The sequence below is a fragment of the Nostoc sp. genome (genome assembly GCF_036919675.1).
GTDB lineage: Bacteria > Cyanobacteriota > Cyanobacteriia > Cyanobacteriales > Nostocaceae > Nostoc.
This window is the reverse complement of the sequence record NZ_JBALCP010000042.1, coordinates 1-22,315: the sequence shown is the minus strand read 5'-3', so window position 1 is coordinate 22,315 and position 22,315 is coordinate 1. Positions and strand designations below refer to the sequence as shown.

19 protein-coding genes and 2 pseudogenes are annotated in these 22,315 nt (G+C 39.5%); 14 read left to right on the top strand and 7 right to left on the bottom strand.

All coding sequences use genetic code 11. From position 1 onward, the window contains the following. The first annotated feature begins 618 nt into the window (after positions 1–618). The 3 genes from V7K49_RS08140 (at position 619) to V7K49_RS08130 (ending at position 2,835) form a co-directional block, all read left to right on the top strand. Positions 619–975, top strand: coding sequence for a hypothetical protein (locus V7K49_RS08140; protein ID WP_334866481.1), 357 nt, complete (start codon positions 619–621; stop codon positions 973–975). Positions 976–1,376: 401 nt separating this feature from the next. After that, on the top strand, positions 1,377–1,916 hold the full coding sequence (locus V7K49_RS08135; RefSeq protein WP_334866479.1) for a Dps family protein: 540 nt from the start codon (positions 1,377–1,379) through the stop codon (positions 1,914–1,916). Positions 1,917–2,067: 151 nt separating this feature from the next. Further along, complete coding sequence (locus tag V7K49_RS08130; protein WP_335205158.1) at positions 2,068–2,835, top strand: ChaB family protein; 768 nt, start codon at positions 2,068–2,070, stop codon at positions 2,833–2,835. Positions 2,836–2,966: 131 nt separating this feature from the next. Here the strand turns inward: V7K49_RS08130 and V7K49_RS08125 are convergent, their stop codons facing one another. Both V7K49_RS08125 and V7K49_RS08120 read right to left on the bottom strand, forming a co-directional pair. After that, positions 2,967–3,362 (bottom strand): TIGR02588 family protein, encoded by a 396-nt coding sequence (locus tag V7K49_RS08125; protein WP_335205157.1) that lies wholly within the window; start codon positions 3,360–3,362, stop codon positions 2,967–2,969. Next, positions 3,359–4,246, bottom strand: a complete 888-nt coding sequence (locus V7K49_RS08120) for a TIGR02587 family membrane protein (RefSeq protein WP_335205156.1) — start codon at positions 4,244–4,246, stop codon at positions 3,359–3,361. The genes V7K49_RS08125 and V7K49_RS08120 overlap by 4 nt, the downstream gene beginning before the upstream one ends. Positions 4,247–4,575: 329 nt before the next feature. Between V7K49_RS08120 and V7K49_RS08115 the strand changes: the two genes are divergently transcribed. The 9 genes and pseudogenes from V7K49_RS08115 to V7K49_RS08080 all read left to right on the top strand — a co-directional run bounded on the left by V7K49_RS08115 (position 4,576) and on the right by V7K49_RS08080 (position 14,179). Beyond that, positions 4,576–4,758, top strand: a complete 183-nt coding sequence (locus V7K49_RS08115) for a CsbD family protein (protein WP_298904138.1) — start codon at positions 4,576–4,578, stop codon at positions 4,756–4,758. A gap of 160 nt (positions 4,759–4,918) precedes the next feature. After that, positions 4,919–5,227 (top strand): annotated as a pseudogene (locus V7K49_RS08110) (Uma2 family endonuclease); the annotation flags it as partial. Positions 5,228–6,015: 788 nt separating this feature from the next. Then, positions 6,016–6,378, top strand: a complete 363-nt coding sequence (locus V7K49_RS08105; protein ID WP_335205155.1) for a hypothetical protein — start codon at positions 6,016–6,018, stop codon at positions 6,376–6,378. Positions 6,379–6,566: 188 nt separating this feature from the next. After that, the gene (locus V7K49_RS08100) at positions 6,567–9,338 is read left to right on the top strand and encodes an N-6 DNA methylase (protein WP_335205154.1); all 2,772 of its coding nucleotides are present in this window, start codon (positions 6,567–6,569) and stop codon (positions 9,336–9,338) included. A gap of 22 nt (positions 9,339–9,360) precedes the next feature. Then, a complete protein-coding gene (locus V7K49_RS08095; protein ID WP_335205153.1) occupies positions 9,361–9,981 on the top strand; it encodes a Uma2 family endonuclease in 621 nt (206 codons plus the stop codon). 131 nt (positions 9,982–10,112) lie between these two features. Next, positions 10,113–11,420: a restriction endonuclease subunit S gene (locus V7K49_RS08090; protein ID WP_335205152.1), complete on the top strand. Its 1,308-nt coding sequence runs from the start codon at positions 10,113–10,115 to the stop codon at positions 11,418–11,420. A 71-nt stretch (positions 11,421–11,491) separates the two neighbouring features. Then, positions 11,492–11,851, top strand: a pseudogene (locus V7K49_RS34605) (restriction endonuclease subunit R); the annotation flags it as partial. Between the two features lie 60 nt (positions 11,852–11,911). After that, positions 11,912–13,459 carry a type I restriction enzyme subunit R domain-containing protein gene (locus tag V7K49_RS08085; protein WP_442948656.1) on the top strand — a complete coding sequence of 516 codons (1,548 nt, stop codon included), beginning with the start codon at positions 11,912–11,914 and terminating at the stop codon, positions 13,457–13,459. Between the two features lie 3 nt (positions 13,460–13,462). Beyond that, positions 13,463–14,179, top strand: coding sequence for a M48 family metallopeptidase (locus V7K49_RS08080; RefSeq protein WP_335205151.1), 717 nt, complete (start codon positions 13,463–13,465; stop codon positions 14,177–14,179). 335 nt (positions 14,180–14,514) lie between these two features. Here V7K49_RS08080 and mutL read toward each other — a convergent pair whose 3' ends face one another. The 3 genes from mutL to V7K49_RS08065 all read right to left on the bottom strand — a co-directional run bounded on the left by mutL (position 14,515) and on the right by V7K49_RS08065 (position 18,901). Then, entirely contained in the window at positions 14,515–16,212 is a 1,698-nt protein-coding gene (gene mutL / locus V7K49_RS08075; protein ID WP_335205150.1) for a DNA mismatch repair endonuclease MutL, read from the bottom strand. Positions 16,213–16,615: 403 nt separating this feature from the next. Next, positions 16,616–17,665 (bottom strand): adenosine deaminase, encoded by a 1,050-nt coding sequence (locus tag V7K49_RS08070; RefSeq protein ID WP_335205149.1) that lies wholly within the window; start codon positions 17,663–17,665, stop codon positions 16,616–16,618. A 363-nt stretch (positions 17,666–18,028) separates the two neighbouring features. Beyond that, positions 18,029–18,901: an S-methyl-5'-thioadenosine phosphorylase gene (locus tag V7K49_RS08065; protein ID WP_334866462.1), complete on the bottom strand. Its 873-nt coding sequence runs from the start codon at positions 18,899–18,901 to the stop codon at positions 18,029–18,031. Between the two features lie 266 nt (positions 18,902–19,167). Here V7K49_RS08065 and V7K49_RS08060 point away from each other — a divergent pair, with 266 nt between their 5' ends. Further along, positions 19,168–20,286, top strand: coding sequence for a metallophosphoesterase family protein (locus tag V7K49_RS08060; RefSeq protein WP_334866461.1), 1,119 nt, complete (start codon positions 19,168–19,170; stop codon positions 20,284–20,286). A gap of 209 nt (positions 20,287–20,495) precedes the next feature. Here V7K49_RS08060 and V7K49_RS08055 read toward each other — a convergent pair whose 3' ends face one another. Continuing rightward, a complete protein-coding gene (locus V7K49_RS08055; protein ID WP_273764613.1) occupies positions 20,496–20,927 on the bottom strand; it encodes a nucleoside deaminase in 432 nt (143 codons plus the stop codon). A 15-nt stretch (positions 20,928–20,942) separates the two neighbouring features. Here V7K49_RS08055 and V7K49_RS08050 point away from each other — a divergent pair, with 15 nt between their 5' ends. After that, on the top strand, positions 20,943–21,866 hold the full coding sequence (locus tag V7K49_RS08050) for a nucleoside hydrolase (RefSeq protein WP_335205148.1): 924 nt from the start codon (positions 20,943–20,945) through the stop codon (positions 21,864–21,866). 133 nt (positions 21,867–21,999) lie between these two features. Here the strand turns inward: V7K49_RS08050 and V7K49_RS08045 are convergent, their stop codons facing one another. Beyond that, the gene (locus V7K49_RS08045) at positions 22,000–22,128 is read right to left on the bottom strand and encodes a hypothetical protein (RefSeq protein WP_335205147.1); all 129 of its coding nucleotides are present in this window, start codon (positions 22,126–22,128) and stop codon (positions 22,000–22,002) included. Positions 22,129–22,315 lie beyond the last annotated feature (187 nt).

The window sequence follows — 22,315 nt, the reverse complement described above, 5'->3', positions numbered from 1 at the left end:
GAACACTACGCTGCCGTTCGCAATTACAAACATGTTCTGGCAAAATTGGGATGTTCTTTTCTACGGGAGCATCCCAATTCTGCTTAACTCTTTTCCCTCACCCCAGCCCCTCTTCCATGTTTGGGATTCGGGGTTAGGAGATGAGGGCTATCAAGGTTTTTGCACATTTGGGATGCTCCCTTTTCTACTGATTGCATAAAGTCAAGCTAACTGAACATAAATAGTAGAGCCATTCACCTGCCAAAACTAAATTAAGTCGATATACCTAGAGACTGATTCTATTGCAACTAAAGATATAGGAAATTTCATTCTAGAGATTGATGCAGGCGTTAGCGTTTTCAAAGTAAAAGTAAAAACAGGGAGCCTCGCAGAGAAGAATGTCAATATAAAATGTAGTGATTTTGCTAAAGAATTAAGGTGGTATTTGCTTATTATCCCTTACTAATTCGATGCATAAATACAAAGACAGTTTCTTCGTTAGGTTCGTTTTTGAAGAACTTCAAGATTGAAGCGTAGCTTGCTAGTTTTATTATTGCTCAAATGTGCCAAATAAGGTAATGAGCTTCCGCTCTTTCAGTAAAAGTTCTGCGTTTTTAAAGCTGTTATCGAGGATTTCAAATGAAGATTATTGCTTCTGTTTTATCTCTCTTAAGTCCAGTACGTTTTCTCGTTGTGGCTTTTACTTGCGCCTTACTATTGTTATCTAGTGCTTTTCCTGCTTTTGCGATCGATAGCTACCAAAGTGACCCGACCGAAGCTACTACACAACTGCTTGACATTCAGCGCAAAACTGACGAAGCCGCTCAAGCACCACCAGCTGGATTAGCAAAGGTTCAAAAGGAGTCCAACAAAGGACTAAATGAGGTTCAGGGAGATGCTGATATTGACAAACAAAAGCGTCCGGAAAATTCCCAGAGTTCAACCACAGCGGAAACAAATGTAAAGAATTTCTTGGATAAGATTACAGGTAAGTAACAGATTTAATACTTTCTTTTTTTGGTAATTTTTTGGTAGTAATGGGTGATTGCATAAAAGCAGTGACCCATTACTAAATAGTTATATAAAGCTGGCAATTTCAATTAAGTTGAAATACTTATGTTCAGCCTGAGCATTTTTGGGGAAATTTACGTTTAGATCGTTTGGATTATAGATGTCTTGATTTATAATTATATTTAATTAATATTTTTATGATTGTAGCTGCAAAAATCAATAAAGTTCGCTAAATACTAAGTATTGGCTTCAAACTACCTATTTAGACATAAGTATAATTATGGTTATGAGAATTAATTTCAAATCCTAATATTTCCTTTGGTTGATGTGGATTATCTCGGAAATTTGGTAGATTAATAAATAAGTTTGCTTAGGGATGGAAAACAATGCGTGCGATAAACATTGGTTTGACAGAAGAACAGCGTCAAGGTGTAATTAATCTGTTGAATCAAGATTTGGCAGATGCCTATCTACTGTTGGTGAAAACCAAAAAGTACCACTGGGATGTGGTCGGTCCTCAATTCCGCTCTTTGCACCAGCTTTGGGAAGAACACTACCAAAAGCTAACTCTAAATATTGATGCAGTGGCAGAGCGGATTCGTGCTTTGGGCGGTTATCCGGTTGGCTCATTGGAAGGATTTCTCAAGATTGCTACCCTCAAGGAACATGCTGGTAGTGTTCCTACAGCAACAGGGATGGTATCTAATCTAGTGGATGATCACGAGCAGGTTATTCGGAATTTAAGGGATCATCTGGATCAGTCTGGTGAAAAGTTCCACGATCAGGGAACTGCTGACTTTTTAACTGGACTGTTAGAACAGCATGAGGAAATAGCTTGGATGCTGCGTTCATTTATTGAAGGCGAAGCACTAGACGCAGATGGTAGACAGCCAGCAGCAGGGGCTAAGACTCCTGTTGGTGTGTAGCTCATAACGTCATCACTTGAGGATGGCTGTCTGTCAAACCAGTTAAGGGAGGAATGATTCCTCCCTTAATTGCTGTGAAAGGATTAATCTGGCTGCATCTACCTCTTCACCATATTTATTGCAAAAACAACATAATACAAGGACTATTTAAGTGCCAGAAGTATATAAAGCAGAACGTACTATCTCTGCTGTATTTAAAGAACAAAAGCAAATTGATGATGTGATTCGACGTTTACTAGACAGGGGTGTGCCTAGAGACCATATTTCGGTCATGGGCAGAAACTTCCAGTCAGAAACTAGAATTGCTGGCTTTATTACAAAAAAGGATGTGATTCTGGGAGGTTTGAGAACAGGGGCAGTTTTTGGTTCCTTGTTTGGTTCCTTTCTCAGCTTGCTCACGGGTGTGGGCGTACTATTTATTCCCTTTGTCGGTCCAATCGTGGCAGCAGGACCTATTGGTGCAGTACTGTTGGGGGCTGCCAGTGGAGCGATCGCAGGTAGTGCCGGGCCTGGTCTAGTATCGGTTCTAACTACTTTAGGGATGCCAGAAGATAAAGCGGCTATCTACCAAACCCGCTTACAAGCTGGCGACTTCTTAGTGATGGCAGAAGTTGGGAGCGATCGCACCGGCGAATTTCAATTGCTGCTCGAAAGTGCTGGTGCTGAAGATATTCACACAATTGAAAAAACCTTTGCTCGCCCTTGTCCTGGACAATGCAACAGCCCACAAGATTTGTCTCCTGAGGTTCGCGCTCATCTTTCTGATCAAGCTCAGAGTACATTCATTGAGCGCTATAACGCTGTCTTCAATGAGAAAAATGACGAGTTCACAGCTGAACAAGCTGCTTGGGACTCTGTTCATCAGCAATATGATGAAGATGAAAATGGTGTTTGGTCAAAAGCTAAGGTTAAAGCTTAAGGATTTCCAAGAAATAAATTATCCAATCTTATCGGGTGGCTATCTTGCCAGCCTTTAATTAAGGGCGGGGGAGATGCCCACCTTACAATCAGTTGTGTTAGTCCGCGTTTATCTGCGGTTTTAAATCTTCACTAGGGCAATTTATAGTTACTAACACGCAGGTTTAACTGACCTTGGCGCGGGTTCTGGCTGAATACAAATGCACCTTCTTGCCTTTCACCATTAGATAAAAAATCGATCTGTTGCTCTCCAGTTTCTATAACTTTGCCGTTAATCAGTAACTCAGCCATAATCTGAACTGACTCAGCTGTATCTCCTCCGGTGTTCACAACTTCAAAGGGAACATAAAATTGGCCACCAATTTCCCGAATTGTTTCTTTTTTGGTAACAGAAAGGATGGGAGGTTGATTCTTTTCGTTCAGCCAAGTGTAGCCAACCAGGCTCACAATGATTGCTAGGATAAGTGAAGCAACGCTGAATGTTACCCACTCTGCAATAGAGCGTGGTTGCTGTTCTGTTTTAGTCATATTGCTAACCTTCCGGCTGCACCGCCAATAGTTGCAGGTAATCCCAGCATCAATGTGTGATCTAACCACATTGTCCAAGGGTCGTTAAAAGTTAACTTTTGAAAGAACCACAGCATGAAAGCGCCTGCTAGCAGTGACACTAGGTAAGACATGATGGTTTCGCTCGATGGTCGTTGGAAAATTCCCTTTTGCTGTTTACGCTTTTGCTGGTTAGAAAAGCCTGCCTGAAATACAATGCCATAAGAAATCAGCAAAGATGTGGCGATCATTGCCAACTGCCAAGGTGGCGAGGCTGCGGCTGCTAGCATAGGAATTTCATCTGTTGGAGCAATGTTAAATGCAATTATAGTTGCACCAATCAGAGTTCCACCCACATCGGCGAAGGTGGCCTGTATCTCATCTTCTTTGTTATTGGTTGTGCTGTTTACCTGATCGGTTGCTTGTCCTTCTGGATCGCCATTTCTGGTATCTCCCAAAAGCTGGTTGGCTAATCCTACACCGAGAGCGAAGGGCACACTTTCAAAGATGATTTTCCCTAAAGGAATCTTTAGGGAAGTTTCTAGTGTTAATTCTCGCAATAGTAGCAGCACAAAGGCAGAGCAAGCTAGTCCGATCGCGATCGCTTTTACGGTATCCATTGCGGCTTGATGATCTAGCCAGCTATATCTGCGTTTCCGAAAACCTTCTGTCTGATTGAGCAAGTAAACCACAATAAACATCAATGCGATCGCCATCATCATCAGTTGTGGTTTTGCCAGTGATCCGATCCACCAAACTTCCATTGTGTACAGTAAAGGTATGCCAAATAAAAAACCTCCACAAGCACCCCGAATGATGTCATTAATTGCACTCATCCAGACATTTTTCTGACGTTTTGTTGCCACTCCTTTACTTTCCTTTGATTGAAAATTTGTTTTGATTTATACTAATTCTCTATGAAAATGCATATAGCAGTCCTAAATCATTCGTGAAAATTTAGATCCTCGACAACTTTTACGGAGTCGCGGATCTGGACACCGCAAGTTTTCATAACATATATCTTATTTATGATATATTCATTTTTTTTTACCTTGCGTGCTCTTATGATCCTCCGTATCTGTCTTAAGATAATATAATCTCTCAAACTATTCTATCGGTTGATGGAAGTAAAAATTAATCCGCTATTGTTAGTTTATGTAATAGCTTAATCAACTACAAGCTGGAAATAAAAACCATGAGTACCGAAAAAAGAGTAGAAGCTACTGCAAAAAATATTGAAGGAAAAATCCAAGAGGTTGTGGGTGAAGTAACCGGTAATCCACAAGATAAAGCTGAAGGACAAGCAAAGCAAGCTGAAGCCCAAGCTACTCACACTGTAGAAAATATTAAAGACGAACTTAAGAAAGCTATAGACTAATTTAGTTTGAACACTGCAAGTAGCAATATTAGCGATGATTCATTACTGATAGTCTAAGATTAATTACTCCACTAACTTTTAGGAAGTGGAGTTTTTTTGTTTGCGTAAAATCTGAAAAGGTGAATTATTGACAAATAAGTATTAAATTTCAATAAAAATTAATATTTTTATTGTCCAACGTTTAGGACGCGAGTATCGAGAGCATCATCCCTATCCAGAAAATATTTTTTTGTTAATTGAGTATACTAACTCAAGTTTAGAAAAAGATTTAGAGATAAAAAGCAAAATCTACGCAGAAGCAGGTATTTTAGAGTATTGGGTTGTCAATCTTAAAAAGCTACACCTTGTGGTGTTTCGAGAAATCTTAGATGGAGAATACGCAACAAAATTGACATTGACTGCGGGAACAATTCAACCTCTGGCGTTTCCAGATATTTCTGTTGCTGTGGAACAGATTATTAACAGTTAAGTTAATTACAATATCTTTTGATGAAAGCATATTCAATTGCTCTTCGCAAAAAAATAATATGGCGATCGCAGGCATAGTTAACCACATCGATACGAGGAATGCCATATTTTTTCTTTAGAGAAAAAAGCTTAACTTTTGGCGAACTTTTTTTCTTGTGTCATCATCGTAGTTGACTCCAATTGTAGGGGTTAAATGAAAGGCGATCGCCCTCGGCCAAGAGTCTGCGATCGCCTTTCTTATTCCAATATGTAGTATAGAATTATATTTATCAATAGTTCAATAAGTATTCTTACATAGAGTTAGGTGTGAAGATGTAATTAGTCATTAGTTATTAGTCATTTGTCCTTTGTAATTACAACTGGCCAAGGACAAATGACCAAGAACGACCATAACAAAAATTTTCACAACTCAAATAAGATTCCTATAAGTTCCTATATTGAATTCGGGCAGCCGTTTATTGAATTCGGGCAGTTGTTTATTGAATTCGGGCAGTCGTTTATTGAATTCAGGCAGTCGTTTATTGAATTCGGACAGTCGTTTATTGAATTCGGGCACTCGTTGATTGAATTCGGGCAGCCGTTTATTGAATTCGGACAGTTGTTGATTGAATTCGGGCAACCTCCAAGAATTTACATAAAGATAATTAATATATTTGTAATAAATGAATAAATCTATACTGAATAATGCGGGTGTCAATTAACCCTAATTATGTCTATCCTAGTGCTGTACAGTCCAGGGTATAAGTCAGTTTTTATCCTGACGCATTATTAATAATAGGAAAGTAATTTATGTCACGTCCAAAACGCGGGTCTAAAGTAATTGATAGAGCGCAGCGTCGGATTGCAGCTTTGAAATCGATCAATCCCACCTTAGACTTAGGAAATGGGGTAACAATTGACTCCTTTGCAGCCCTCATCAAAACAACGCAAGATAAATTGGAAGCTTATAACTCAAGTCTCTCCACCCTGGATATGACTCAGGGAGCCTTAGAAGTTACCGAAAAGTCGCTGATGGAACTAACAGAACACATGTTACTCAGTGTAGCTGCAAAGTATGGCAAGAATAGCGATGAGTACAAAATGGCGGGGGGCGTTCGTCGAAGCGATCGCAAGCGTCCGATACGAAAGCTTAAGCAAGACGCTGTTGCTTGATAAATCTGGGTTTTACCCCACCCTAACCCTCCCCGATATAAAGGGGAGGGAACCGGATTTTCTTATTTCCTCCCTTTTTAAGGGGGGTTAGGGGGGATCTATAAGGTCAAAAAGGAGTAAATTAGAATCTACCTCAAATCCCACCTATAAATTACTTAAATCTTGTAAAGATTTAAGCATTAACGTAAATGAATACAAATAAAATTACACTTTCCCAGTTAGAAAACTTTTTAATGGGAGCGGCGGATATTCTGCGGGGCAAAATGGATGCATCCGAATATAAAGAATATATTTTTGGGATGCTATTCCTGAAACGGATGTCTGATGTTTTTGATGAAAAGCGGGCTAAAATTCGTAAAGATTATCGGCATCTGCACGAAAATACTATTAATGAGTTATTAACAGAAAAAATTAGCTACGGTGAGACTTTTTTTGTTCCAAATCGCGCCCGATGGCACGATAGTTTTATAGATGAGAATAGCGTAAAACAACCCGCCATTAAGAATCTACAGAGCAATATTGGAGAAATGCTCAATAAAGCTTTGAATGCTTTAGAAGATGAGAATTCCGTACTTTCTGGAGTTCTTAAACATATTAATTTTAATCGGGAAATCAATAATCAACGAGTGGTAAAAGACCCAGATTTACGCTTATTGATTGACCATTTTAATAATCCTAAATTTGTTTTAATTAATGATAAATTTGAATTTCCTGATTTATTAGGTGCAGCTTATGAGTATTTGATTAAATTCTTTGCTGATAGTTCGGGTAAAAAAGGCGGACAGTTTTATACTCCTGCTTCTGTGGTGCGGTTGATAGTGCAGTTATTAAAACCACAAGAAAAAATGAGTATTTATGACCCCACTGCTGGTTCTGGGGGAATGTTAATTCAATCGGTGCAGTATGTTAATGAACAAGGGGGAAATGAGCAAAATCTGGAATTACATGGACAGGATAATGATGGTACGGTGGTTTCTATTTGCAAAATGAATTTGATTCTGCACAATATTTTTAAAGGTCATATTGAATTTGGTGATACTTTAGTTTCCCCTGCTAATGTCAAAGATGGCAAGATACACCAGTTTGATATTGTAATTGCTAATCCGCCCTTTGCTCAAAATTATAATAGTGCCGCACTCCAGCATCAAAACCGTTTTAGTTATGGATTTGCGCCGGAAACGAAAAAAGCTGATTTAATGTTTGTGCAGCATATTCTGGCTAGTTTAAAACAGAACGGACGGGCGGCGGTAGTTATGCCTCATGGGGTGTTATTTCGCGGCAGTGATGAGAAGAAAATCCGCGATAAAATGTTACAAGATAATGGTGGAGTGATTGAAGGCATTATTAGCTTACCTCAAAAATTGTTTTATGGGACTGGTATCCCGGCGGTGATTTTGGTATTGAATAAAAATAAGCCAGATGCACTACAAAATAAAGTATTTTTTATTAATGCTGATGCCGAATATGGAGAAGGGAAGAATCGTAACTTTTTAAGGTCTGAAGATATTGAAAAAATTGATTATATCTTTACCCGTAAAGAAGAAATAGACAAATATTCTCGGTTGGTGGATATTGCGGAAATTGCGGGGAATGATTGGAATCTTAACGTGCGTCGTTATGTTGATAATACTCCAGAACCCGAACCGGAAGATGTTAGGGCGCATTTATTGGGGGGTATTCCTAAGCCAGAAGTGGCTGCTAAGTCTCATATACTGGCAAAGTTGGGTTTAAAATCTGATTTGGTGTTTCAAGATAAAGATGCTGATTATTATGATTTTCACGCTCATATTCACAGGAAAGATGATTTAAAAACTCTGATTGAAAGCAATCAATATTTATGTCAAATTATTGATAATATGGATAGTTTGTTAGTTGATTGGTGGCAAGAAGCTCAGGATGATTTTGCTAGTTTAGCACCTATCTCACCCCGTCCTAACGGACACCCGTCTCCTGATAAGAGAGGGGAAGGGGGAGTTAAAAATGGCAATCAATTACCTCATGTCCGACAAGAATTGATTGATTCTTTGAAAAATAAATTAGTGCCTGTGAATGTGTTGGATTTGTTTCAAGTGGCGGGTGTGTTTGTTAATTGGTGGGATAATATTAGATATGATTTAAAAACGATTATCCAAAATGGTTGGAGTCCTACTTTAATCCCTGATTCCTATATTATTAAGGCATTTTTTCAAGCTGAAGCTGATGAAATTGAGCAGTTAGAAAGTGATATCGCTCAAAAGGATGCTGAGATTGATTCGTTGCTGGAAACGGCACAGGAATTATTAGAGTATGAAGCTGAAGAGGATGAAAAGATTACAGCTAAGTTAATGAAGGATGAACTAACGGCAAGGGTTAAAAGGAGTAAGGAAAAAATCGCCCTGCCTTTATTTTCTGGGGAAAATGCCAAGGAGTTAAAAGCGGAGGTAAAGGAATATGAGCAAGTTTTGAAACAATTTAAAAAAGCGGAGGATGAATTAAAGAATTTTAAGGCAACTCTTAAACAGAAACAACTGGAGTTTGAGTCAAAGATTTTATTAAAGAAATTTGGGGCTGAGGATCAGATTTATGAACATGAACAGTTATTAATTCAAGCTAGGAAGGAGTTGGCTGAGTTGGGGACGGAAGCGGAAGCTAAAAAGGATAAGGAGAAAAAGAAAAAATTTGCAGCTTTGACGGGGGATATTAAAAAGTTAGAAGCGAGAATTGGGAATATTCAGGATTTCATGGCAAGTTTTGGGGGTGTAATTACGGAGGAGGAAGCGAAGGAGTTGATTTTGCAAAAGCATTATGATTTAGTATCTGAACAGTTAGATAGATTTTTAAATGGAATTAGAAGAACGGTGATTTTTGTGTTTGAGAATTTTTGGGATAAATATGCGGTTGCTGCTGGAACGGTGGAACGGGAACGAGAGGAGACGTTACAAGAGTTAAATGATTTTTTGAATAAGCTCAATTATATTTAAATAATTATGAGGAAAAATTATTATGGTACAGTCAGCATCAAAACTGATGGCAATTAATGAATTTATTACTCAATATGGTGACAACAATCATTATGAAATAATTGATGGGGAATTAATCGAGATGGAACCAACAGGGCCCCATGAACAAGTATCATCTTTTACGAGTCGAAAACTGAATGTAGAAATTGATCGCTATAATTTACCATACTTTACACCCCATCGCTGTTTGATTAAATTATTAGGAACAAGTACGGCTTTTCGCCCCGATGTAATTGTACTCGATCAGACACAACTAATTAATGAACTATTATGGCAACAAGAACCTGTAATCACATCAGGAAAATCAATTAAATTAATTGCGAAATTTGTTAGTTGCAACTGGCAAAATGATTACGCTCGTAAAGTTGAAGATTACGCTTTATTAGGTGTACCTGAATATTGGATTATAGATTATTTGGGGGTAGGTGGTAGAGAATATATTGGCAAAAATAAGCAGCCAACGATTACTATTTGTAAGTTAATAGGAGATGAGTATCAAAAGAAGTTGTTTCAAAATGAGCATCAACTTGTTTCCTCTCTCTTTCCAAATTTACAATTAACAGCAAAACAAGTTTTGTCTGCTGCTGGTACTGTCACTATCTAGGAAATATAAGTATGGCTATGATTTTATACTGTAGGTTGGGTGGAATGCAGTGAAACCCGAAATTTTTGTGTTTCTGTTGGGTTTCGTTCTTCAAACCAATCTACGACTTAATTATATTTAGTTTGCAAATTATGATAAATGTAAATGCTGAAAATTGGAAAATTCAATATATTAGTGATTTAGGTACTATTTATTCTGGTTCAACTCCCTCAACTCATAATCAAGACTTTTGGAATGGTGATATTGCTTGGATTACTCCCAATGATTTAAGTGAAATTAAGAGCCTATTTATTCATTCAAGTGAGCGTAAAATTACAATTGCAGGTCTTCAAAGCTGTTCAGCTAAATTATTACCTGCAAAAAGTTTAGTAATATCATCTCGCGCTCCCATTGGTTATCTTGCGTTACCTACTACTAATTTCTGTACAAATCAAGGGTGTAAAAGTATTGTTTTTAATCCAGAACAAGATCCAGAGTTTCACTATTACAACCTTTTATTTAGAGTTAAATTAATTAAAGAAAAAGGCGAGGGTACAACTTTTTCAGAAATCTCTAAAGCTGCATTAAGTAAAATAAAAATACCTGTACCTTTATCAATAAGTACACAATCTAAAATAGCAGAAGTATTATCAAAAATAGATAAAGCGATCGCACAAACAGAAACCCTCATCGCTAAGTACAAAAGAATCAAAACCGGGTTAATGCAAGACCTCCTGACTCGCGGGATAGATGAACATGGTCAACTACGCGATCCAAGTACTCATAAATTTAAGCGATCGCCTTTAGGGATGATTCCCGATGAGTGGGATATTTTTCGTTTAGAAAACGTAACATTGAAAATTACAAGTGGATCAAGATTTTGGGCATCCTATTATTCAGATGAAGGTGCAAAGTTTATACGAATAGGTAATTTAACTAGGGAACACATCAATTTGCGACTTGATAATGTACAGTATGTAACACCTCCTTTAAGCAGTGAAGCAAAGCGAACTTTGCTAAAAACTGGTGATTTATTAGTCTCAGTTACCGCAGATTTAGGCATTATTGGTGTTGTACCAGAAAATTTTGGAGAAGCATATATTAACCAACACATAGCACTCATAACCTTAGATCAAGATAGAGTTAATCCTTGGTGGTTAGGAAATTTTTTAGCTGGTCACACTGCACAACAGTCTATTCCTCAACTTAATGAATCTGGTGCTAAAGCAGGATTAAATCTACCAACAGTTGCAAATTTATTAATTACTGTTCCAAGAAAATTAGAGGAACAAAATAGAGTAGCAAAAATTTTAAAAACCATAGATGACAAACTTGTAATTTTATATCAAAGTTGTGAAAAGCTAAATTTTATTAAACTCGGCTTAATGCAAGACCTCTTAACCGGAAAAACCTCCGTCAAACCCTTACTAACAAACCATGAGTGCATCCCAAAATCATAGAGAAAACCTTCGACTAGATGAAAAAAACCACGTTGAAGAACCCTTATTAAACACTTGCCAATGATACGCCCGATATTGTCATGGCAATGATGCAAAAATTCCAAGAAAAAGACTTAGAGATAATTTTCCCCAAATTAAACGAAAGTCCAAATATTTTGCTGATGATTGATGAAGCGCACCGTTCCCAATATACACAACTGGGGACAAATTTAGACCGTGCTTTACCCAATGCTACCAGAATCGCCTATACAGGAACTCCCATTGATAAAACCGAAGAAACCTTTGGCGACTATATCGACAAATACACCATGAGGGAGTCCATTGCAGACGGAACAACCTTAGAAATTGTTTACGAAGGACGTACCCACAACGCCGAAATTAGCGATAAAGCCGGAATGGATGCTAAATTTAGCGATGTTTTCAGTGAATATAATTTAAGTGAACGCTTGCAAATTTTGGGATATGGAACTCGTGACGCTTATTTAGAAGCCATGCCCATCATCGAGGCAAAAGCCCGTGATATGGTAGATCATTATATTGAATATGTCTTTTCTGGACGATTTAAAGCCCAAGTCGTCGCTACATCCAGAGAAGCAGCTTGGAGATATAAACAATGTTTAGATGCAGCCATTGAAGGCAAAATTACAGAATTAGAAGTCAACAATCCCTTCAATATCAATATAGCCAGACTGCGAGAATTAGAGACGGCTGTAGTGATTTCTGGGAATAATAACGATCCGCCTCATATTAAAACTTACACGAATAGTAACTATCACAATACCAGCATTCAACCCTTTAAATTATCCTTTGATGCAACTGAAACAGCCGGAAATACATCCATCAATGGCAAAGTCGGGATAATTATCGTCAATAATATGCTATTGGTTGGTTTTGATGCTCCCATCGAACAAGTTTTGTATTTAGATAGAGTGATTAGAGATCATAATTTATTACAAGCGATCGCCCGTGTCAATAGAGTAGGAGAAGAACACAAAGATAAAGGTTTTGTCGTTGATTATGTTGGCATTGGACATCATCTCAAAAAAGCTTTAGATACTTATCAAGATAAAGAACAACAAGAAATCATTAGCCAAATCCGTGACGAACAACAAGAAATTAACGATTTAATCTTAGCAAATCGAGAAGTATGGAACTTCTTAGAACAATACAAGTTAACAGATTTTTCTGATGCCGATGCCTTCTATGACTTATTCTATGATGAAGATATCCGCTTTGCATATATTCTCGCCTTTAAAAAACTAACCAAAACCTTTAATGTAGTTATGCCACGTAAAGAAGCCCTGGATTACTGGCAAGATTACAAAAATTTTATTGCGATTAATCACCTAGCTTATAAACATTTTCGGGATGCACGTTTTAGTCTTAAAGGCATACCTAAAAAATTGCGTAACATTGCTGATGAATTTCTCAAATCTCACGGCATTGAGCAGAAAGTCGCACCAATTTCTATTATAGATGATAACTTTGAAACCCTTATCAACAGCCGTACCCGCACAAAAACTAAAGCCGCCACAGTAGAACACGCAATTAGACATTATATCAACTTAAATCTTAACGAAGATCCTGAATTATTCCTTTCCTTCTCGGATAAATTAGAACAAATATTAACAGAATTTGCAGATAATTGGGAACGCATATATGAAGAAGTAGAAAAACTGAGAAAGGAGATTAAATCAAAGGAACAAGAAAACACTTATGGGCTAGATCGGAAAACTCAAATGCCAATTTTTCGTATTTTCAAAGCCCAACTATTTGATAACCGCGAACTGAATGAAGATGAGATTACCCAAGATGTCAACTTAACTTTACATACCTTCAATTTGATTAAGCAAGAAGTTCAAACTGCTGGATTTTGGGCTTCAATCCCGGCACAAAACCGACTGAAAGAAGAATTACAAAAACTCTTTCTTTCTCCTGATTTTGTTTCCTATCCTAATATTGTTCAACAAAGGAAAGAACTGATCTCTCGTCTGCTAGAATGGTCAAAAGAAAACCATGCTAAGTTGAGCAGAGAATAACCAATGAAGCTAGATTATCATATTATTTATTCGCCTCAACGTAAAAGCGTTACCCTTTCAGTAGAACGAGATAAAACAATATTAGTTCGCGCCCCTATAGGGCTATCTGAAGAGAAAATTCACCAAGCGGTTGAATCTAAAAAACTCTGGCTTTATGAAAAACTAAATCATAATCAAAAATACCCAGATAAAACCACTTACAAGGAATTTGTATCTGGGGAGACTTTGTTATATCTAGGTAAAAATTACCATTTAGAAATCACTGACGATCAAGTTCCTAATGTGCGCTTTCACTCTCGCTTTTTAATATCACGTTGTCATCAAGAAACTGCTTTTCAATTATTCCGCGATTGGTACATTAAACGCGCATATATTAAACTTCCCCCGAAAGTAAAAGATTTTGCTGAATCTTTGGGTGTGCAATATAATCAAATACTTTTTTCTGATTTAAAATACCGATGGGGTAGTTGTACACCTAATAATAATTTAAACTTTAACTGGAGGATTATGAAAGCTCCAGTCTTTGTGATTGATTACTTAATTGTGCATGAATTAGCCCATCTTTTAGAAAGTAATCACACCCCTAGATTTTGGAATATAGTTGCCGTTCAAGTTCCTAACTATCAAGTTGCAAAAAACTGGTTACGCGATAACGGAAATACCTTAGAAGAAGATTTTTTAGATAAAAAGTTGGGATTGACTACAGCAACAACTGATTAACCTATAGCCATTTTCAATCAGGTAAGGTACAAGTATGCAAATAGACCTAACCCCCTAACCCCCTTCCCGAAGCGGGAAGGGGGAAAAATTCAAAGCCTCTCTCCTTTTAGGAGAGAGGTTTGGAAAGAGGTCAAAATTGTAACTCACGCTTGTCGATAACCGTTATATTACATATGGGACTGACAAAAAATAAATTATCCAAAATTATTTGTACATTTGTAGGGGCGCAAGGCCTTGCGCCCCTACGATGGGATGTTTTTTTAACTGGAAGTCCCTTATATAAATCATGGTTTGCCTTGATAAAGTAGGGGCGAGTATTGGCATTACCGAAAACATCAAATTCCATGACTTTTACCAATTACCCAATTACGCCGGAAAAACCGGGCTAAAGCTGATTCTTCTAAGGAGAGATAAATTGGGCGTCCGTGGGGACAGGTGCGAGGGTTGCGAGTGCGTTGCCAATTATCTAAAAGTGTCTGCATTTCTTGTTGATTCATAGGTGTACCGTTACGAATGGCACTGCGACAAGCGACAGCTACTTGGGCTGTTTGTAAGTCGCCTCCCCAACTAAGTTCTAAAATTGCTTCTGCACAGTCGTCTCGCTGCTGTAAAGGTGCAGGGATGTTACGGACAGCCCAAAGTTGTTCGCCAAAGGGTTCTATTTCTAAACCGATGCGTTGCAGTTGCGATACTTGCGCTGGCGACAATTGATAAAGAATGATTGCAGGTTCGACGGGCACAAGTTGCCAATTATCACACAATTGCTCATACAAAACTCGCTCATGGGCAATGTGCTGTTCCACCAACCACATACCACGTGGATGTTCCGCCACAATATAGGTGTTGCTAACTTGAGCGACAGCCTTTAAGGAGTTAGGATTTTTGTGATCTTCGTTGGGATTTTGAGGATTGAAATTATAGCCGCCTTTGGCTTCTGCGGCTTTGAGTAATTTACTAACTCGTGTTGTGTGAACAGCTTCTTTGAGATTGGTAGAAGAGATGCTGAGTGCTTGGTTAATTGCTTGAGTAATTTGCTCTTGCCAATAAATGATTTCGTTAAGATAAATTTCTGTTTTTGCTGGATTGCGATTCCAGTTAATTTGATCGGGAGAAATGGCAAGATGTAAGAAACAAATTGGATAGCGATCGCGTGGTAATGTTCTGTGAAATGCTGATAATATCGTTTGCTCTAGTTCCGGTGTCTTAACCATCCGTCCGTTGATGGCTACACGTACCCAATCTGGACGATGACGATGAGTGCGATCGGGTAATCCTACCACTAAATTTAGTGAGGAGTGGGCAAAGACGCGATTAATCGCGTCTGTACAGGAGTTTGGCGGGTTGGGGAGTTCGAGTTTCACTTCTTGCAAGTCACCTTGTCGCAGCTGGGGTAAAATCTGCGGTAGCAGTTGCCCAGTTGTGGCAGCAGGACAGATGGTAAACCATTGACGGTCATTTTGCCAAATCTGCCAGGTGACGTGGGGATGACATAGGGCGATTTGTTGAATTGTGGCTTGCACGGCTTTCATTTGCTGTGCTGCTGTGGGTAATCCCTGACGACGAGATGAGCAATTACCGAAAAGATGAGAAACTGTAACCACTGTACCAGGTGCGATCGCAGTTACTTCAACTTGCACAACTTCCCCACCATTGCCATAGCTAATCTGCCATCCTAATTTTCCACCCACAGCACGACTCAAAATTTCCAAATCTGCCAGAGTCGTCAAACTGTGCAACGCCTCACCACGAAACCCTAAACTATTAATTTTCCATAAATCGGCACTAGAGCGAATTTTACTGGTACTGTGGGCTGTGGCTGCTTGTTGCAAATCATCTAGGTTCATTCCACAACCATTATCTGCCACACGAATTCGCCATTGTTGCGGCCATAGAGAAACCACAATTCGTGTTGCACCTGCGTCTAGGGAATTTTCTATCAATTCCCGCACCACAGAAGCTAAAGAGTCGATTACCTCACCAGCTGTAATGAGATATACGACTTCTGTTGGTAGAGCTTGAATAGTAGATGCCATAAATTATAGTTTATAGCTTCTGGTAACAAAGAAAGTGGGGCAAAGATGAGGAAGTTGAAAAAGATCAGCAGGCGAATTTTCGAGAGATTTTGATTAATTGTCAAGAAAGCTCAATTAAAAGGCGATTTTTGATAAATTGCTTCTAAGATTATCAGCAAGAAAAGCTTATGACTCACTCAAGTTGCTAGTTATTGATTCAGGCGATCGCTTTGTGCAATAAAATACCCTCCAGTCAGAAAAAGGGAGGGGAATATGCTAAATGAAATATATTACAGTCTATGCGATCATCGACGATCTATTAAAGGCGATTGCACATGATCAAGATTGCCGTAGATAAATTAGCAATACAGAAATGATCACTACAGCGGAGTGCTTAAGCTCATCCTCACCCTTTAGGTAATGGTTAATTAGTGTCTCTCATTGCTAAAACTTTAGGTGGTTCAGGTTTGAGCAACCCATTCAGTAGGGATGCAGGGCGTTGACTGTAAGGCCAAGCAAAGGCATGACGGAAAGCAGCATCCTGACAAGCTTGTAGTTGTGCAAAATTAATAATGTCGTAAGTCAAGAGATTCTCATACTCAAATGGCAGACGCATATTGTGCAACCCAGCATTATCAGTACATATAGCAATATCGACTTCAGCATCAAAACAACGGTCAAAAACTAATTTGAGTTGACGTATATCTTGCAAAGTACCAGTTTTCAGGTAAGTTGTGGGACAAACCTCTAAACACTGTCCGCGTTTAGCTACATCATTAAGTAACTCTGGATACAGTAGGGGGATTTGGATGCCGTGACCGATTCGCATCAAATAGGGTAACAGTTCAGGGTAACAACCGGCGGTGGTTTCATATAGATGTCCCGTGGTGTTAACGCCCAGCGATCGCGCATAATCATATAAGCTAATCCATTCATCTAAGCGATCGGCATAATAGCTATCACCTCCTGCTACATCTACTGCACAGACATACTGCTTATTTTGCGCCGCCAAATCAACAATCGCCTTGTTCACCTCATAGGGTAGGCGCGTGTGCATACAAAGAATTTGGCTAGTAACAATCGGATATTCTGGCTGGTGGCTGGCAAGTCCGACTACTTGCACGATTTCTGCCATCTTGTCAATTCTCTGTGATTGATTCAGATGCTCAGGTGTCCGTAAATAAGGAGTGTAGCGCAGTTCCAAATAAGCTAAATTTTCAAAAATGTAAGCACCCCGCACCAAGCGATAGATAAAATAAGGCAAAGTCTCCACAGTTTGCACACTTTCTACCAGGGTATGTAATTCTAGATACTCATCTAGGGTATTGCGTGGGCGAGTGTAAAAATCTTCAAATTCTGAATAGTCACTAAAGCGGGACATCAACTCCGAAGAATGTCGCTCGAAATATCCCCATAAAACTCGGGGTACGACCGAGCCGCCCAAGTGCCTATGTAATTCAGCATATAAAGCCATAGTGGTATTTTTAGGTATAAATTTCACTAATTGTAACAAAAACATAGAAAGAAAAAATCTCTACTCGAAAAAATTTAGCTTTTTGAGCACTTTTTTGTCCTGTCGGTAATTGCCTGCAACTGCACTGTAGCTTCGGGAATTATTGATCTGACTCAGATGGGGGTACAGGTTACTGCTGAAGAATGGTATCTAAGTTTGCTGCTACATAAACTCTGGACATCCTTGGACATCCAACATTATTTGACGTTTCATTGGGTGGAGTCGGTGGATTAGTTTTGTCAATTGAGAAAGTGCGACGCCGAACAGCCCATCGTAGACATCGCCTGTAATATTGGTGATGATGGTGCGCCATCATCACCAATATTACAAATACTTCTGCAATAATAACCCTAACTTTTCCTTGGTCGCCGCTGGTGCTTTATCCAACTGAGTCAAAATCGCATACTGCAACGCCGAATGCGCCTCACTCGGCGGTGGATTTTCACTCAAGCGCCGCACAGTTTCTTGAATCACCTTTTGAGCATTCACAGCATTCCGCAGCAAATTGCCAAGCACCATCTCCACTGTCACACTATCGTGATCTGGATACCAACAATCGTAATCTGTCACCAGCGCTAAGGTTGCATAGGCAATTTCGGCTTCCCTTGCCAACTTCGCCTCTGGTAAATTCGTCATCCCAATGATTGTTGCACCCCAACTGCGGTAAAGATTCGATTCTGCCTTAGTGGAAAAAGCTGGCCCTTCCATGCACACATAAATACCGCCGCGATGCAGAGTAACTTGTGGTAAATTCAGAGATGCGATCGCATCTGCCAACACAACAGCCAAGTTCTTACAAATCGGATCGCCAAAGGCAATGTGAGCAACAATTCCCTCACCGAAAAACGTTGAAATCCGATTTTTAGTTCTGTCAATAAACTGATCTGGCACCACCATATCCAGTGGTTTCGCCTCTTCCTTCAAGGAACCCACAGCACTAGCTGAAATTAAATACTCTACACCCAATTGCTTCATCGCATAGATATTAGCGCGAAACGGTAACTCAGACGGTAAAAGCGTGTGATTGCGGCCATGACGCGCCAAAAAAGCTACCTGTGTACCATCCAAAGTCCCCAAAATCAAAGCATCCGATGGTGAACCAAAGGGAGTCTCGACTCGCACCTCTTCTAAATCTTTGAGCGCATCCATTTTATACAGACCGCTACCACCAATAATCCCAATACTAGCGTGAGGCATGATTCTGAACCTGTTCCTTGGTGATCTGCTAAGTTATTTTATCGAAAATGGGAGTAGTAGAGAAACCAAGAAACTAAACGATTACATTTTGTGCCGCTAACACTATTGAATTATTACCTTCAGTTAATTATCACCATAGGGTCTAACCGATGCTTAATGTATACAAATGTTAAATAGACGCACTCTTGAGCAGGGAGAGAAAGTAAGGGTTATACTTTTGGGAAAAGGCTTATTTTAACCCCTGTTTTTAACATTTTCATAAATCAATGGCTCTCAATTTTCGCTTTGCAGTAGTCAGCGACTTACACCTGGCACTTCCCCACACAATCTGGGATCATCCCAGCAGATTTCATCTGGTAGAAGTCAGTATCTCGGCGTTTGAAAGTGTACTAGAACATTTAACACAACTCGATTTAGATTTTCTCTTGTTGCCAGGAGATTTAACCCAGCACGGCGAACCAGAAAACCACGCTTGGTTGCAACAACGGTTAGCCCAACTACCTTTTCCCGTCTATGTTGTTCCTGGTAATCATGACGTTCCTGTGCTGTTGGCTGATCAGCAATCAATCGCTTTTGCAGATTTTCCCTACTATTATACGAAGTTTGGCTATGACGATCCACAGCAGATTTACTACATTCGTCAGTTGCTGCCTGGAGTTAAGCTGATTGGACTGAATTCTAACTCCTTTAATGACCAGGGAGAGCAGGTGGGGTATTTGGATACCAAACAGCTACGGTGGTTAGAAGAGGTGCTAGCGGCGTCTGGTGATGAATTAGTTCTGGTGATGGTGCATCATAATGTGGTCGAGCATTTGCCCAATCAATCGAGCCACCCACTGGCAAATCGCTATATGTTAGCGAATTCAGCAGAACTGTTGCAGTTGCTAAGGCGCTACGGAGTCAAGCTAGTATTTACCGGGCATTTGCATGTTCAGGATATTGCTTACTCAGATGGAGTATATGATATTACCACTGGCTCTTTAGTTAGCTATCCTCACCCTTACCGGGTGCTAGAGTTTCATCGGGATAACCAAGGTAAAGAATCGTTGCAAATTTTATCCCATCGGGTAGAGTCAGTGCCTGAGTTCCCCGACTTGCAACAGTCATCGCGGCAGTGGATGGGCGATCGCTCTTTCCCCTTCCTAGTCAAGCTACTAACTCACTCTCCATTAAACTTACCATTATCACAGGCAAAAGAATTAGCTCCTAGTTTGCGAGACTTCTGGTCAACTATTGCTGATGGGGATGCAGTATTAGATTACCCTGATTTTCCGCTAGAAGTGCGGCGTTATATTCAGACCTATAATGCATCACAGCCCAATCCAGGTATGGCTACTAGTGGAATTCCCCTGATTGATAATAACAGCACACTTTTGCTGGGTTAGAAGTGATGAGTAGCCTCTTTCTATCAGCCCCCGGATCATCACACTGACTGGACTTTGTTTGACAAATCGTTCAAAGATTGCACCCAGTATTTACCCTGTTGTTGTGTGTTCCTTTTGAGATAGCGATCGCTCCTGCCATAATTCTCCGATCAAAAGTCACCTTGGCAGGGCTACTCCTAACTCTTGTACAGACGCGATTAATCGCGTCTCTAATTACCGATATCTTCATTCCAAAGTTCCGGGTTAGTTTGAATAAACTCACTCATCATTTGTTCGCATTCGTCAAGATTAAGATCAATTACTTCCACACCGTGAGATACCATAAATTCTTTGGCACCAGGAAAAGTGCTGGATTCTCCAGCGATGACTTTTTTAATGCCAAATTGTACCACTGCTCCAGCGCACAGATAACACGGCATTAAAGTTGAATAGAGTGTAGTACCTCTGTAGCTGCCAACTCTCCCAGCATTGCGGAGACAATCAATTTCGGCGTGAGTGACAGGATCGGCGTCTTGCACACGTTTATTGTGTCCTCTGCCGAGAATTTTGCCATCCTTGACGAGAACCGAACCAATGGGAATTCCACCTTCTTGTCTGCCTTGTTTTGCTTCTTGAATTGCTGCTTCCATAAACTTATCCATATTAATTCTCCTTTTATGTCGAAACAACTAGTATTAATGGATCACGATGGCGGTGTAGATGATTATCTAGCAACTATGCTGCTGTTGACAATGGATCATATTGAACTCCTTGGTGTTGTCGTCACTCCAGCAGATTGTTATGTCCAACCAGCTGTTAGCGCCACACGTAAAATTCTCGATTTGATGGGATTTTCTCATATCCCGGTTGCAGAAAGCACTGTGCGCGGTATCAATCCATTTCCTACTCTCTATCGCCGTGATTCGTTTATCGTTGACCATCTCCCCATTCTCAATCAAAGCGAAACCATCACTACGTCTCTGGTTGCCGAAACAGGTCAAGATTTTATGATCAAGGTGTTACGTAACGCATCAAGCCCCGTAACGTTGATAATAACTGGGCCTTTGACCACAGTTGCAGTAGCCTTGGACAAAGCACCAGACATTGAAGCCAAGATTCACAAAATTGTATGGATGGGGGGTGCGTTGAATGTTGGTGGTAATGTGGAAAAAAGTCTGGAAGCAGGACAAGATGGTTCTGCCGAATGGAATGTTTATTGGGACGCAATTTCAGCAGCGCGGGTATGGCAAACGCAAATTGAAATTATTATGTGTCCTTTGGATTTAACTAATAATGTTCCATTCACATCGGAATTAGTGCAAAAAATGGGACGACAACGCCATTATCCCATCTCTGATTTAGCTGGACAATGTTATGCACTAGTTATCCCCCAAGATTATTATTTCTGGGATGTGCTGGCAACAGCTTATCTGGGACACCCGGAATTCTATCAATTGGGCGAATGGGAAACAGAAATTATCACCACTGGTCTTAGTCAGGGGCGTACTAAAGTAGTTTCTGGTGGTCGGAAAATCTATGCAATGGATAAGGTAGATAAAGAGGCTTTTTATGCTTATATTTTGCAGCAATGGGCAAGATAAAAAACTAAAAAAATAGGTGGCGTGGATACTCAAACTTGTACTTACACAACAAAATCCTCAACTTGTTTGATTTGCTTTTAATAATTGGAAGCAACCCACAATTTTTCTTTCTCCTAGACTTGAGATTTAATATTTAAAGCTCATCTTCGCCCATATATTCTTTTCTAGCTCTTAAAATATCCTCTTTAGACAGTCTTGTTCCTGTTGTATTTATTCTTTGGAAAGCAGTTAACATTTCATCTTTAGTAACTTCATCTATCACTATTATTGGAATCTCATACTTTACAAATGCAGAAATTAACTCATTAAAATTTTTAACAAGGATTTGACTAGCATGGTGTGAAGCTAAAGTAATGGGAGCATCTCACCTTTGCAAAAATATCAGTTAGTAAGTTGACCATTGAGATAAGCAGCTCGAAGTTGTAACATTCGAGGCACATTTTCCAATT